At 72.5% G+C, this 13678-nt stretch carries 13 protein-coding genes; 11 read left to right on the forward strand and 2 right to left on the reverse strand.

Annotated elements, in window-relative coordinates; translation table 11 throughout:
* Nucleotides 1-31: 31 nt before the first annotated feature.
* On the reverse strand, nt 32-1816 hold the full coding sequence (locus ACYVHU_RS03070; RefSeq protein ID WP_498947428.1) for a glycosyltransferase family 4 protein: 1785 nt from the start codon (nt 1814-1816) through the stop codon (nt 32-34).
* 246 nt (nt 1817-2062) lie between these two features.
* Between ACYVHU_RS03070 and ACYVHU_RS03075 the strand changes: the two genes are divergently transcribed.
* The 3 genes from ACYVHU_RS03075 to ACYVHU_RS03085 all read left to right on the forward strand — a co-directional run bounded on the left by ACYVHU_RS03075 (nt 2063) and on the right by ACYVHU_RS03085 (nt 6567).
* Complete coding sequence (locus ACYVHU_RS03075; protein WP_159457204.1) at nt 2063-2620, forward strand: peptidoglycan-binding domain-containing protein; 558 nt, start codon at nt 2063-2065, stop codon at nt 2618-2620.
* A gap of 210 nt (nt 2621-2830) precedes the next feature.
* A complete protein-coding gene (locus ACYVHU_RS03080) occupies nt 2831-4729 on the forward strand; it encodes an ABC transporter ATP-binding protein (RefSeq protein ID WP_078759904.1) in 1899 nt (632 codons plus the stop codon).
* On the forward strand, nt 4726-6567 hold the full coding sequence (locus tag ACYVHU_RS03085; RefSeq protein WP_078759903.1) for an ABC transporter ATP-binding protein: 1842 nt from the start codon (nt 4726-4728) through the stop codon (nt 6565-6567). The genes ACYVHU_RS03080 and ACYVHU_RS03085 overlap by 4 nt, the downstream gene beginning before the upstream one ends.
* 24 nt (nt 6568-6591) lie before the next feature.
* Here ACYVHU_RS03085 and ACYVHU_RS03090 read toward each other — a convergent pair whose 3' ends face one another.
* Nucleotides 6592-7587, reverse strand: coding sequence for an SIS domain-containing protein (locus ACYVHU_RS03090; protein ID WP_078759902.1), 996 nt, complete (start codon nt 7585-7587; stop codon nt 6592-6594).
* Between the two features lie 137 nt (nt 7588-7724).
* On the opposite strand from ACYVHU_RS03090, the gene hisI reads away from it, so the two are divergent.
* From hisI to trpA, 8 genes are all read left to right on the forward strand, one after another.
* Nucleotides 7725-8117, forward strand: coding sequence for a phosphoribosyl-AMP cyclohydrolase (gene hisI / locus ACYVHU_RS03095; RefSeq protein ID WP_078759901.1), 393 nt, complete (start codon nt 7725-7727; stop codon nt 8115-8117).
* Complete coding sequence (locus ACYVHU_RS03100) at nt 8114-8791, forward strand: Trp biosynthesis-associated membrane protein (RefSeq protein ID WP_078759900.1); 678 nt, start codon at nt 8114-8116, stop codon at nt 8789-8791. The genes hisI and ACYVHU_RS03100 overlap by 4 nt, the downstream gene beginning before the upstream one ends.
* The gene (locus ACYVHU_RS03105; protein WP_432935829.1) at nt 8791-9150 is read left to right on the forward strand and encodes an HGxxPAAW family protein; all 360 of its coding nucleotides are present in this window, start codon (nt 8791-8793) and stop codon (nt 9148-9150) included. The genes ACYVHU_RS03100 and ACYVHU_RS03105 overlap by 1 nt, the downstream gene beginning before the upstream one ends.
* 233 nt (nt 9151-9383) lie before the next feature.
* Nucleotides 9384-9764 carry a CD225/dispanin family protein gene (locus tag ACYVHU_RS03110; protein WP_078759898.1) on the forward strand — a complete coding sequence of 127 codons (381 nt, stop codon included), beginning with the start codon at nt 9384-9386 and terminating at the stop codon, nt 9762-9764.
* Nucleotides 9764-10195 (forward strand): DUF2752 domain-containing protein, encoded by a 432-nt coding sequence (locus ACYVHU_RS03115; RefSeq protein ID WP_078759897.1) that lies wholly within the window; start codon nt 9764-9766, stop codon nt 10193-10195. Before ACYVHU_RS03110 ends, ACYVHU_RS03115 begins: the two co-directional genes overlap by 1 nt.
* Nucleotides 10196-10461: 266 nt before the next feature.
* Entirely contained in the window at nt 10462-11268 is an 807-nt protein-coding gene (gene trpC, locus ACYVHU_RS03120; RefSeq protein ID WP_078759896.1) for an indole-3-glycerol phosphate synthase TrpC, read from the forward strand.
* 212 nt (nt 11269-11480) lie between these two features.
* Nucleotides 11481-12710, forward strand: coding sequence for a tryptophan synthase subunit beta (trpB, locus tag ACYVHU_RS03125; protein ID WP_078759895.1), 1230 nt, complete (start codon nt 11481-11483; stop codon nt 12708-12710).
* The gene (gene trpA / locus ACYVHU_RS03130; RefSeq protein WP_078759894.1) at nt 12707-13522 is read left to right on the forward strand and encodes a tryptophan synthase subunit alpha; all 816 of its coding nucleotides are present in this window, start codon (nt 12707-12709) and stop codon (nt 13520-13522) included. The genes trpB and trpA overlap by 4 nt, the downstream gene beginning before the upstream one ends.
* Nucleotides 13523-13678 lie beyond the last annotated feature (156 nt).

Genomic DNA, 13678 nt, shown 5'->3' on the forward strand with positions numbered 1-13678 from the left:
GCGCGCCGGTGCGCGGGACGGCGGTGTCGGCTCACCGGGCGCCCAGACGCTCGTACAGCTCGCGGTAGGTCCGGGCGACGCGCGGCCACGTGCGTCGCCCGGTCACCTCGGCGCGTCCCGCCGAGACCAGGCGGGCGCGTAGCCCCGGGTCCCCGCGCAGCCGCAGCAGCGCCTCGGCCAGCCCGCCCGCGTCGCCCGGGGGAACCAGCACGGCGGCCCGCCCCTCGGCCAGGACCTCCCGCAGCGCGGGAATGTCGCTGGCGACGACGGGCGTGCCCAGGGCCATCGCCTCGACCGGTTTCAACGGCGTGACCAGCCGGCAGACCCGCTGGTCCGCGCGTGGGGCGACGAACACGTCCAACGCGGCCTGGGCGCGCAGCGCCTCGTCGGGGGGGACCCGGCCGGGAAGCAGGCAGGCGCTCCCCAGCCCCAGCCGGTCGGCCTGTTCGCGCAGGCCGGCCCGGGCCTCGCCGTCGCCGACGAGCAGGACGCGCACGGCCACACCGGCGTCACGGAGCCGGGCCGCGGCCGAGATGAGCGTGTCGAAGCCCTCGTAGGCGACGAGGCTCGACACCGAGCCGACGACGAACTCCTCCTCGCCGATCCCGTGCGCCCGCCGGAAGGCCGCGCCGTCCGGCCTGGCCTCCAGCAGGGCCGGGTCCACCGCGTTGGGGGCCAAGACGACCTTGTCCGGGTCGATCCCGCGGGCCACGATCTCCTCCCGCATCGTGGCGGCCAGGGTCACGACCGCGTCCGCGGCCCGCATCACGGCGGTCTCACGTTCCACGATCAGCCGGTGCCGTTCGCTGCCCTCGGCCCGCGGTCCGGCCTTGGCCAGCCAGGTCTCCTCCAGAAAACCGCGCACCTCGTAGACCACGGGGATGCCGAGCCTGGCCCCGACGGCCAGCGCGACCGAGCCGTTGCGGTGGTCGGTGGCCGCGTGCAGCACCGATGGGCGCAGCCGGAGGGCCAGTTCGGTGGCGGCGGCCACGCCCGCCTCAACCCGGGGCCCGAGTCCTTCGGGGAGCCGCCCGCCGGGGCGGAGCCGGTGGTAGGTGATGCCGTCGACCTGCTGCTCGGATTCGCCTCCCTCGGGGGGCCAGCCCACGAAGGTCGCCACGTGGGGGTCCAGCCCGGCGGCCTGTTGCGCGCAGACGATGCGATGGGTGCGGACGGTGTATCCGGCCTGGGTGTGCGGTAGCGCGTTGGAGACCAGGTGCAGCACCCGTCCCGGTAGGGGCTCCGGCGCGTCCGGGGCGCGTTCGGGCAGGGCGGGCAGGGGGCCCAGCCCGGCGCGTTCTCCCGCGTAACGGCGGGCCAGCAGGCCGGCCACGGGATGGGTGTCGGCGTGCGGGGCGACGGTCTTGCCGGCCCCGTCGAGATCTCCCTGGTCGAACAGGACCCTGGCCCGGCGTACCGCGACGGAACCTTCGAGCTTCGCGGCGTGCCGCGGGGGCACGCGCAGGTGCTGGAGCGCGACCTCGGTCAGCCGCGGCTGTTCCAATGCGGTGATGGCCGTGACCAGGCGCCGGTTGAGCAGGCGGGCCAGAAGAGTCCGCCGATGAGCCCGCTGCGCCAGGTCGGGCAGGAGCTCCCGAGCGTCGTCGACCCTTCCGCCGCTGGCCAACAGGGCCAGGGCGGTGGTGGGCAGCAGGCGGGAGGACAAGGGAGAGCCCGCGAGGCCGGCCGCGGAGGCGCGCACGCCGGTGGGCAGCGCCCGGGAGAGCAGGACGCAGCGGCGCACCAGCGCGTCGTGGGCGGCGCCCAGCAGCGCGCGCGGACCGGTGGGGTCGGTGGGAGAGGGTCGTTCCGGCACGCTCCAGTGTGAGCGTGCCCGGCGGTGGAAGACCAGGGGGATGGGCGGATCCTTCCCGGTTGTTCCCCGAGGGGTCCCTGGACGTTCACCTGTGACGCGCGGGCGTGCGAAGCCCTCCGATTCGGTGACTCTATGTGATCATATGATCGCAAAGAGGGGAAGTCGGTGTTGAGGGGCGGGCCCGGACGGGGAGCGGAGCGCCCCGACGATATGACCGCACGGCGCTGCCTACAGGGAGAACAACAGATGACGCATTCCAGGACCACCACCGTTTTGGCCAGCGGCGCGATCGCGTTCGCGCTCGGTCTCACCGGCGCGCCCGCGGCGCTCGCCGAGGAGGCCCCCGCGCCTATGGGGAGCAGCGCCGAGCTCCGGGCGCTGCCCTGGCCGGAGTACAAGGAGGGCGACTCCGCTCCCCAGATCGCCGCGGCCTCCCACCTGCTGAGGTGGACCGGCCACTACAAGGAGAAGGCCGACGAGAAGTTCACCAAGGAGCTCACCGCGGCCGTCAAGGCCTTCCAGGCCGACCGCCACCTGCCCGAGGACGGTGTCCTCGGGCAGGAGACCTGGGGGCGGCTCAGCGGTGGCGCCTTCGGCGAGGTGAGCCTGGGGATGAGCGGCGAGCACGTCAAGGCGATCCAGTACCTGCTCGCCCACCTCCACGGCGCCGAGGTGTCGGTGACCGGCACCTACGACGAGGCGCTGCGCGACGCCGTCCGGGAGTTCCAGAAGAGCGCCGGGGTCGCCGCCGACGGCATCGTCGGCCCCATCACCTGGAGGGCGCTGGTCAGCGGCGGAGCGTGAGCCGCACCCCCGACCGGACCCTGCGGTCCCGTGGCCGGTCGCCCCTGACGGGGCGGCCGGCCACAGTGCGGAATAGGTCTTCATGGGACGGTGCTGAACAAATCGGTGTGCCATATCCGGCCGCCGGAGTAGCGTGTGATCGATGCCGCCACGTCCGAACTGGCGGCATCCGGCTTGTCCGGACCGCCGACAACGAAACTGGGGGAACGCATGTCACCGGGAGTAAACAGACAACCGCCCGCAGTGGACTCCCGGGTGTTGCGGCGGGGACTGTACGTGCTCGGGGTCTCCATCCGCACCGAACCGTGGGTGTTCGCGATCGCCGTCATCGGCAGCGCGCTGCACGCCGGGCTCAGCGTGGCCTCCGCGAGTGTCCTCGGGCACATCACCGACTCCGTCATCCTGCCGGCCTTCGAAGAGGGACGCACGACAGCGGCGGCACTGGCCGTCGCCGCCGCGCTGACCCTCGGGGTCGGGGTGGGCAAGGCGCTCGGACTGGCGGCACGGCGCCTGTACGCCGGTCTCATGCAGTTCCGCATGCAGGCCCGCTACCGGCGCTCCGTCGCGCGCAGGTACCTGGACCTTCCCCTGGCCTGGCACCACCGCCACCCCACCGGCCAACTGCTGTCCAACGCCAACGCCGACGTCGAGGCGGCCTGGCAGCCCCTCGCCCCGCTGCCGATGGTCATCGGCAGCCTGTTCATGCTCGTCATCGCCGCGGTCTCGATGCTCCTCACCGATCCGGTGATCGCCGTCGTCGGGTTCGTCGTCTTCCCCGTGCTGGCCCTGCTCAACTACCTCTTCCAGCGCCGGGTCTCCCCACTGGCCACCCGGGCGCAGGCGCTGCGCGCCCAGGTCAGCGAGGTCGCCCACGAATCCTTCGACGGCGCCCTCGTGGTCAAGACGCTCGGCCGCGAGGACACCGAGACCGAACGGTTCACCGGCGCGGCGCACCGGCTGCGCGACGCCCAGATCCAGGTCGGCCGGATGCGCGGAGCCTTCGACCCGATCATCGAGTCGCTGCCCAACATCGGGGTGCTCGCCGTCCTGCTCGTCGGTACCTGGCGGCTGTCCCAGGGCGAGATCGCGGCCGGCGACCTCGTCGAGATCTCCTACCTGTTCACCCTGCTGACCCTGCCGATCCGCTCCCTGGGCTGGCTGCTCGGCGACCTGCCGCGCAGCGTCGTCGGCTGGAACCGGGTCCAGGCCGTCCTGTCGGCCCGGGGGAGCATGGAGCACGGGACGACGCGCCTGGACGGCGAGGGCGGCTTGCGCGTCGAGGTCAACGGGGTCGGCTTCTCCTACGAGGACGGGTACGCCGAGCCCGGACGCGACCTCACCGACACCGCCTCGACGGAGGAGCACGCCCACCCCCGCACCACGGTGCTGCGCGACGTCAGCTTCGAACTCAGCCCCGGGCGCACGATCGCCCTGGTCGGCTCCACCGGTGCCGGCAAATCCACGCTGACCTCCCTGCTCATGCGCCTGGTCGACCCCGACTCCGGCACCGTCGCCTTCAACGGCGTCGACGTCCGCGACCTCGCCAGGGGAGAGATCGCCCGCGTGGCGGCGCTCGTCCCCCAGAGCACGTTCGTCTTCGAGGACAGCGTGCGCGACAACGTCACGCTCGGCGCCGACATCGACGACGAACGGGTGTGGGCCGCCCTGCGTCTGGCCCACGCCGACTCCTTCGTCGCCGCGCTGCCCGAAGCGCTCGACACCCGTCTGGGGGAGCGGGGGGCCTCCCTGTCGGGCGGACAGCGCCAGCGCCTCGCCCTGGCGCGGGCGATCGTGCGCTCCCCACGGCTGCTCATCCTCGACGACGCGACCTCCGCCGTCGACCCGCAGATCGAGGCGCGGATCCTCGCCGGCCTGCGTGACACCGACCTGGCCGCAACGGTCGTGGTCGTCGCCTATCGCAGGGCCACCATCGAACTCGCCGACGAGGTCGTCTACCTGGAGCAGGGGACGGTCCGCGACCGTGGCACCCACGCCGAACTGCTCGACCGCTCGCCTGGTTACCGGCGGCTGGTCACCGCCTACGAACGAGCCGCCGAACAGCGCGCCGCCCAGGCCGCCGGCGACGACACCGAGGAGGTCGTGCGATGAGCGCCCCGGCGCGCACCCGAGTCGAGCCCGACGACGCCCCCGAGCGTCCCGCGGTCCGGGAGGGGACGGCGATGCTGGGCCGCTCCTCCGACTCCGCGCTCGCCACCCTCCGCAGGGGCCTGCGGCTGTCGCCGGAGTTCACCCGGGGGATCGGCCTGACGTTGCTGTTCGCGGTGATCGCGACGGTGGGCAAGGTCGTCGTCCCCCTGGCGATCCAGCAGATCATCGATCGGGGACTCCAGCCCGGAGGTGACCCCGACCTCGGTTTCGTCGCCGCGGCGGTGGCCGTCTGCTCGGCGCTGATCGTGGTCACCGGCTTCTGCTCCTACCTGATGAACGTGCGGTTGTACCGGGCCACCGAGTCCGGTCTGGCGACACTGCGCCGCAAGGCGTTCCGCCACGTGCACGACCTGTCGGTGCTGACCCAAAACAGCGAGCGGCGCGGGGCGCTGGTCTCGCGGGTCACCTCCGACGTCGACCAGATCAGCACGTTCATGCAGTGGGGCGGCATCCTGCTGATCGTCAGCAGTGGTCAGCTGCTCATCGCCACCGTGCTGATGGCGGTCTACTCCTGGCAGCTGACGATCCTGGTGTGGGTGTGCTTCCTGCCGCTGCTCTTCGGCGCGCGCTGGTTGCAGGTCAAGCTCTCCAAGGCCTACCTGAAGGTGCGCGAGCGCACCGGCGACATGCTCGGCGCGATCTCCGAGACCGTCGTGGGCGCCGCCGTCATCCGCGCGCACGCGACCGAGGAGCGCACCGGCCGGCGCATCGACCAGACCGTGCTGGCCACCCGCCGGGCCCAGGTCAAGGCCCAGCGCCTGTCCATGGCGATCTCGCCGTTCGCCGAGTTCGTCGCCGCCGTCGCCAACGCCGCGGTGATCGTCGTCGGCGTGCTCCTGGGGGTGGCCGGCGACCTCACGGCGGGCGAGCTCGTGGCGTTCCTGTTCCTGGTGACGCTCTTCGTGTCGCCGATGGTCATGGCCACCGAGATCTTCAACGAGGCGCAGAACGCGATCGCCGGCTGGCGGCGGGTCCTCGGTGTGCTCGACACCGTTCCCGACGTCGCCGACCCGGGAGAGGACGGCGTCCAACTCCCGCGGGGCCCCGTGGGGGTGCGTTTCGAACGGGTCTCCTACGCCTATCCCGGCGGTCCCACCGTGCTCGACGAGGTGGACGAGGAGATCCGGCCCGGTACCCGCGTCGCCGTGGTCGGCGAGACCGGCTCCGGCAAGACGACCTTCGTCAAGCTCCTCACCCGCCTCATGGACCCCACCGAGGGGACCGTCCACCTCGACGGGGTCGACCTGCGCCGCGTCGCCTTCTCCTCGCTGCGCCGGCGTGTGGTCATGGTCCCCCAGGAGGGGTTCCTCTTCGACAGCTCGCTCGGCGACAACATCCGCTTCGCCCGGCCCGACGCCGGCGACGCCGAACTGGAGGCCGCGATCACCGACCTCGGGCTGTCCGACTGGCTCGCCGGCCTCGCCCACGGACTGGACACGCCCGTTGGCCAGCGCGGCGAGTCGCTGTCGGCGGGTGAACGCCAGCTCGTCGCCCTGGTACGGGCCTACATCGCCGACCCCGACCTGCTGGTCCTGGACGAGGCGACCTCGGCGGTGGATCCGGCGACCGAGGTGCGCATCCAACGCGCCCTGGACCGCCTCACCGCCGGTCGCACCTCCGTCACCATCGCCCACCGGCTGTCCACGGCCGAGGCGGCCGACGAGGTGTTCGTCTTCGACGCCGGACGTGTCGCGCAGCGCGGCTCCCACGCCGAATTGGTCGGACGTCCCGGTGTCTACGCCGACCTGCACGCTTCGTGGGTGCGCAGCTCGGCGTGAACCCGCCGTGGCGGGCCACCGGTCTCACACCGGTCGGCCCGCCCACCAGTGCGCCGCGAGCAGCTCGCCGACGATCGGCTCGGTCAGCAGGCGCACGTCGGGGTCGGTGTCGCCGAGATAGCGCACCTGCGCGGCGGCCCCCGTCACCTCGCCTCCCACCGCGACGAAGGTGCCGCGAAGCTGGAGAAGCTGTTCGGCCACCCGGTCGTCGTAGGCCGAACCGGTGAAGAGCAGCGCGCGGTAGTCCTCGATCGCGGCGAGGAAGCGGTCGGTGTGCGACCACTCGCCGCTCTCGCAGGCGTACGCGGCGACGACCGGCCCGTGCCGCATGGCCAGCGCCGCCTGCCAGGCCGAGGCGAGCCGGTCGGCGGGGGCGACCAGGTGCACCGGCCCCGGCCCGCCCGCCCCCGCCAGGACCGACGCCACCTCCGGCAACCAGGACCGGGCCCGTCCCAGCAGGTCGGAACTGGCGTTGGCGACCCGGCGCAAGGTCACCGAGAGGTCGTTGCCGGCCCCCAGCTGGGGTGCGCCGAGCCGGTGACCGAGCAGGAGCAGCAGGGCCAGCGCGTGCTGGTAGGCCCGACAGGCCAGGCCGCTCTTCTCCTGCCCGGCCAACAGCGGCACCAGCACGTCGGCGTAGCGCGCCACGGGGGCGTGGGGATCGTTCGCCAGCACGACGATCGGCGAGCGTTCGACGTAGCGTTCCAGGGCGCCGCACAGTTCGAGCTGTCCGCTGCCCAGCGAGACCGCGACCACCAACGTGTCGGGGCCGGCCGGAACGGACTCGGCGGCCGAGGCGTGTTCGGCGACCGCGCCCAGTCCCACCAGACGCATCCGCGCGGCGGCCGCCGCGCAGGCGTGCCGCGCGGCGCCGGTTCCCAGCAACAGGACGGTGGCCGGCTCGTCCTCCAGCAGCGACGGCAACGCGGCGTAGGGGTCGTGGCGGGCCAGACGGTCGGCCAGGCCGGTCAACGCGTCCGGTTTGCCGGCCAGGTCGGCGGCGAGTTGCTGGGCGGTCACGGGTCTCCTGTGGGTCGGGAACGGGGACGGCGACACGGTGGGGCACGGCGCCTATGGCCATTGTCACCCGTGGTCCCCGCCGGACGGACCCACGCCCCCGCGACGACCTCCCCGGACACGGTCATAGGGTGGACTCCATGAGCGCACGTCCCTCCGGGAACGGGTCCTACGAGCGGGACCTCGACCCCGCCATCGCGGCCCGGCTGAAGCGAACCCCCGACGGCCTGGTGCCCGCCGTCGTCCAGCAGCACGACACCGGAGAGGTGCTCATGCTGGCCTGGATGGACGACGAGGCGCTGGCGCGCACCCTCGCCACCCGGCGGGCCACCTACTGGTCGCGCAGCCGTGGCGAGTACTGGGTCAAGGGGGAGACCTCGGGCAACCCTCAGCACGTCGTCTCGGTGGCGCTGGACTGCGACGGCGACACGTTGCTGGTCCGCGTCGACCAGGTCGGCGTCGCCTGCCACACGGGTGACCGTACCTGCTTCGACGCCGGCGTCCTGCCGTTGGCCGACGCCGCCCGCCCGTGAACGCGGTTCCCGCGCGGCGGCGCCGCGAGTACACCCTCGTCCTCGCCCTGATCACCGTGGGCGCCGCGGGCCTGCTCGCCGCCACGGGCCGGCCCTGGGCGCGGGCCGCGGTCGAGGTGCCCGGACCACTCGCCCCCGCCCCCATTGTGGTCCAGGCCGACCTGCTCAGTCCCACCGCCGCGGCGCTGGGCTGGGCCTGCCTCGCCGCGCTCGCCGCGGTCGTGGCCACGCGCGGGGTGGCCCGCCGGCTGGTCGGCGTGCTGATCGCCCTGTTCGGCGTGGTCGCGCTGGTCGACCTGTGGCGCGGCACCCGCCCCGGCCACATCGTCGAGGTGGCGGCCGGGGTCGCGACCGCCGAAGGCGATGTCACCACCCCCGTCACCGAGCCGCTGTGGCCCTGGATCGGTGCGGTGGCGGCCCTGCTCCTGGTCGCGGTGGGCCTGCTCACCGCGGTCCGGGGTGCTGCGTGGCCCGCCATGAGCAGCAGGTACGATCGCCACAGTGCCCCGCGCGCGGCCTCCACCGGTGACCCCGCCGATCTGTGGAAGTCGTTCGACAGCGGGGCCGATCCCACCGCCGATCCCTCCCGGGACCCGGACGCCTGCCCAGACGGTGCGACGGGCGCCTCCGGGACGACGGCATCCGACGATAACGCCGACTCGAAGGAGCGTTGATGGCCGACGAACACCACGACGACCACGGCAACACCCTCTCCGCCTGGTTCCTGACCCTCTCCTGGATCGTGCTGTGGTCGGTGGCCGCCGTGTTCATCGTCCTCGGCAGCAGCCTGATCACCTGGACCGCCATCGCCCTGGTCGGCAGCATCGTGTGCGCGGTGATCGCCGGCGGCATGAAGAAGGCGGGCCTGGGCCGCAAGACCCCGCGTCCGGTTCCGATGACCCGCGAGGAGTGGGAGCGCCTGCAGACCCCGGCCGAGAAGGTCGTCGAGAAGGCCGCCGAGGCCGTCACCGGATCCGGTGAGGGCAAGGAGACCGGCAAGGACGACGCCCCGGTCGCCGCGACGAGCAAGTGACCCACGGCGCCTAGGCGGCGGGTCACGTCTCCTCTGGTGGGAGCGTACGTCGCGAGCAGAGTGAGATCATATCGACTCAAGAACCATGTCGGTTTTTCCCCTGAAGTCTGGCATGATTCGGTCTGCTCGCGACGCGTGCTGCTCCGTGTCCCCAACCTTGCCCCCTGTTGGCGGTGTTCCTCGGATACGCGGCGCATCAACTCCGAAACCGTCTCAGGAAAGAAACACCGACCATGAGCTATGGCCCCCCTTCCGGTCCGCAGAACCCCGGTGGCTACGGACCTCCGCCCTCCGGCGGCTACCCCTCCGGTGGTTACCCCGGCGGGGGATACCCGGGCGGACAGCCGGCCGGCGACCCGCCGAACAACTGGATGTGGGCGGCGATCGTCTCCCTCCTGTGCTGCACCCTCTTCGGCATCATCAGCCTGATCTTCTCCCTTCAGGTCAGCAGCCGCTGGAGGATCGGTGACTTCCAGGGGGCGCAGGAGGCCTCGGACAAGGCGAAGCTGTTCGGCATCATCGGCCTGGTCGGCTCCGCGCTGCACGTGGTCTTCTGGATCTGCTACATCCTCTTCTTCGGCGCCCTGTTCGCCGCGACGCCGACCTACTACTGATGTTCCTTCGGGCATTTGAGCGTCTTCGGCGCCGTTCGCATCCCGCGGCGGCGCCGCTGCTCGTAGGGGTGGCCGGCCTGGCCGCCGCCACCATGGTCCACTTCGTCGACCCCAACGAGCCCGGTCACTATCCGACGTGTCCCTGGCTGATGGTGACCGGGACGTTCTGTCCCGGATGCGGCACCATGCGCTGCGTGCACGCGCTGACCGAGCTCGATCTGGTCGGCGCGCTCCAGATGAACGTCCTGACCGTGGCGTTGCTCCCCTTCCTCGCGGTCGGCTACGTCCGCTGGCTGTACCGTTCCTTCCGGCCGTCGCAACGCCCCGCCCGGGTCCTGCACCCCTTCTGGCTGTGGGTCCTGCTCGTGGCGATCGTCGGCTTCTGGATCCTGCGCAACCTTCCCTTCGCGGCCTTCCTCGCCCCCGGGTGACCTGGCGCCCCCGGCCGGGATACCAGGTGACCCGTCGATGCGGGCCTTTGGCGGCCGTTTCCGGAGTCGGTGACCCACATCCCGGGCGGGCTCGATACGATCGGGACACGGGCACGGCGCGTGACGATTTCACGACGACGCCGGGTCCGTGTCCTTCGCGTATCCGCGACCGACGTCCGTGACGCCGCCCGCCGGGCCCGTCCGCGCCCGTGGATGCCGACGGTCACAGCCACAACCGACAGGCAACATGGAGGGGGCAGTCTCACGTGAGCGTGCTCGACGAGATCCTCGACGGAGTACGCGCCGATCTCGCGGATCGGCAGGCCGCCACACCTCTGGAGCGGCTCAAGGAGAAGGCAGCCTCCGTGCCGTGGCCCAAGGACGTCGTCGCCGCGCTGCGCAGCCCGGGCGTCCAGGTCATCGCCGAGGTCAAGCGCTCCAGCCCGTCCAAGGGGGCCTTGGCCGCCATCGCCGACCCCGCCGCGCTCGCCCGCGACTACGCGGCCGGGGGCGCCTGCATGATCAGCGTCCTGACCGAACAGCGGCGCTTCGGGGGGAGCCTCGACGACCTCGCGGCCGTGCGGGCCGCGGTCGAGACCCCGCTGCTGCGCAAGGACTTCGTGGTCAGCTCCTACCAGTTGTGGGAGGCGCGGGTCCACGGTGCCGACGCGGTGCTGCTGATCGTCGCGGCCCTGCCCCAGGAGGCGCTGGTCTCCCTGGTCGAGCGGGCCGAGTCGTTGGGGCTGACCCCGCTCGTCGAGGTCCACTCCGAAGAGGAGGTCGAGCGCGCCCTCGACGCCGGGGCCACCGTCATCGGCGTCAACGCGCGCGACCTCAAGTCCCTCAAGGTCGACCGCTCCACCTTCGCCCGGCTCGCGCCGCTGATCCCCGACGACCGCATCAAGATCGCCGAGTCGGGTGTCCGGGGGCCCCACGACCTGCTGGCCTACGCCAGTTCGGGCGCCGACGCGGTCCTGGTCGGCGAGAGCCTGGTGATCGGGCGCAACCCGCGCGACGCCGTCGCCGACCTCGTCACCGCCGGCGCGCACCCCGCGCTGAGGGATCGGCACTGACCGTGCCGATGTCCTCGCGCCCCGCCGCCTCCCGGCGCCACGAGCGTCGATGGCTCTAGGGAGCCCGCGGTCCGGCACCTGCCGCCGCGGGCTCCCGTCGCCGTGCCGATCCGGCCGGCACGTCCGCGCTCCGTGTCGCCCGCGTGCCGCGCCTTCCCGTCGATATCCCGCGCAGCGTCCCCGACGGACCCGCGCGGTCCTGGAGAGCCAAGATGAGCACCACCGAACCGTCCGCCGCGTTTCCCGACGCCGGCGGACACTACGGCGTCTACGGCGGCCGTTTCAGCCCCGAAGCCCTCGTGGCGGCCCTTGACGAGGTCGCCGCGGCCTGGGAGAAGGCCAAGCAGGATCCCCAGTTCCAGGCGGAACTGAAGGAACTCCTGGCGAGCTACACCGGACGGCCCAGCCCGCTGACCGAGGCCCGCAACTTCAGCCGCCACTGTGGCGGGGCCCGGATCCTGCTCAAGCGCGAGGACCTCAACCACACGGGGTCCCACAAGATCAACAACGTGCTGGGACAGGCCCTGCTGACCAAGCGGATGGGCAAGACCCGCGTCATCGCCGAGACCGGCGCCGGACAGCACGGCGTGGCCACCGCGACCGCCTGCGCCCTGCTCGGCCTGGACTGCGTGATCTACATGGGCGAGGAGGACACCCGCCGCCAGGCGCTCAACGTCGCCCGCATGCACATGCTCGGCGCCGAGGTCGTCCCGGTCACGGTCGGCAGCCGCACCCTCAAGGACGCCGTCAACGAGGCGTTCCGTGACTGGGTCGCCAACGTGGACCACACCCACTACCTCCTGGGGACGGTCGCCGGTCCGCACCCCTTCCCGGCGATGGTCCGCGACCTGCACTACGTCATCGGGGCGGAGGCCCGCGAGCAGGTCCTCGACCTGACCGGGCGGCTTCCCGACGCCGTCGCCGCGTGCGTGGGCGGAGGCTCCAACGCGATCGGCATCTTCGCCGCCTTCATCCCCGACGAGCAGGTCCGCCTCTACGGCTTCGAGGCGGGGGGCGACGGGGTGGACAGCGGTCGCCACGCCGCCTCCATCACCGGCGGTTCCCCGGGCGTCTTCCAGGGAGCCCGCACCTACGTGCTCCAGGACGAGTACGGCCAGACCGTGCCCAGCCACTCGATCTCCGCCGGCCTGGACTATCCGGCCGTCGGTCCCGAACACGCCTGGCTCGCCGACAGCGGACGGGCCACCTACGCCCCCGTCACCGACGCCGAGGCCATGGAGGCGTTCCGGCTGCTGTGCCGCACCGAGGGCATCATCCCCGCCATCGAGAGCGCGCACGCGCTGGCCGGCGCCCGCCGGATCGGCGCCGAGCTCGGACCGGAGGCGACCATCCTGGTCAACCTCTCCGGACGCGGTGACAAGGACGTCAACACCGCCGCGGCCTACTTCGGGCTCGTGGCCGACAAGGAGGAGCAGGCGTGAGCGCCACCACACTGCAGCGCAGGCTGGGCGAGGCGCGCGAGGCCGGCCGCGCCGCCCTGATCGGCTACCTGCCGGCGGGCTTCCCCGACGTCGAGTCCTCCATCAAGGTCATCGAGGCCATGGTCGAGGGAGGGTGTGACGTCATCGAGGTCGGCCTGCCCTACTCCGACCCCACCATGGACGGCCCCACCATCCAGAAGGCCGCCGATCGCGCGCTGGCCGCCGGGACCACCCCCAAGGACGTCCTGCGCGTGGTCGAGGCCACCGCCCGCACCGGCGCGGCCGCGCTCGTCATGTCCTACTGGAATCCGATCGACCGCTACGGCGTCACCCGCTTCGCCGCCGACATGGCCGCGGCGGGGGGATCGGGGGTGATCACCCCCGACCTGCTGCCCGAGGAGGCCGGCCCCTGGATCGAGGCCACCGACGCCGCCGGCCTGGACCGCGTCTTCCTGGTCGCCCCCTCCTCCACCGACGAGCGCCTGGCCCTGACCACCGACGCCTGCCGCGGCTTCGTCTACGCCGCCTCGCTCATGGGGGTCACCGGCACCCGGGCCCAGGTCGCGGGGACCGCCAAGGAGCTCGTCACCCGCACCCGGGCGGTGACCCAACGCAGCGGGCTGCCCATCTGCGTCGGCCTGGGCATCTCGAACGGGGCCCAGGCCGCAGAGGTGGCCGGTTACGCCGACGGGGTCATCGTCGGGGCGGGCTTCTGCCAACGGGTCCTGGACGCCCCCGACCTGGAGACGGCGCTCACCGCGGTGCGTTCCTTCGCCCAGGAGCTGGCCGAAGGGGTACGCGGGCGCGCCTGAGGTCCGCCGGTCGGGGCACTCCCCCTCAGGGACCCGATGACCGGAAGGAAGACGGGGTCATTAGTGTTGCAATCGGCGACCGGAGACGGCGGGAGGACCGATCCCGTCAACCCCTCGTCACCGATCCATGACGCACAGTAGGCTCTGAGGGCAGAT

Source organism: Marinactinospora endophytica, from assembly GCF_054780875.1.

Excerpts from the sequence above, each read along its gene's own strand:
- ACYVHU_RS03075 (WP_159457204.1), top strand. The coding sequence starts at position 2,063 with ATGACGCATTCCAGGACCACCACCGTTTTGGCCAGCGGCGCGATCGCG.
- ACYVHU_RS03080 (WP_078759904.1), top strand. The coding sequence starts at position 2,831 with ATGTCACCGGGAGTAAACAGACAACCGCCCGCAGTGGACTCCCGGGTG.
- ACYVHU_RS03085 (WP_078759903.1), top strand. The coding sequence starts at position 4,726 with ATGAGCGCCCCGGCGCGCACCCGAGTCGAGCCCGACGACGCCCCCGAG.
- hisI (WP_078759901.1), top strand. The coding sequence starts at position 7,725 with ATGAGCGCACGTCCCTCCGGGAACGGGTCCTACGAGCGGGACCTCGAC.
- ACYVHU_RS03105 (WP_432935829.1), top strand. The coding sequence starts at position 8,791 with ATGGCCGACGAACACCACGACGACCACGGCAACACCCTCTCCGCCTGG.
- ACYVHU_RS03110 (WP_078759898.1), top strand. The coding sequence starts at position 9,384 with ATGAGCTATGGCCCCCCTTCCGGTCCGCAGAACCCCGGTGGCTACGGA.
- ACYVHU_RS03115 (WP_078759897.1), top strand. The coding sequence starts at position 9,764 with ATGTTCCTTCGGGCATTTGAGCGTCTTCGGCGCCGTTCGCATCCCGCG.
- trpB (WP_078759895.1), top strand. The coding sequence starts at position 11,481 with ATGAGCACCACCGAACCGTCCGCCGCGTTTCCCGACGCCGGCGGACAC.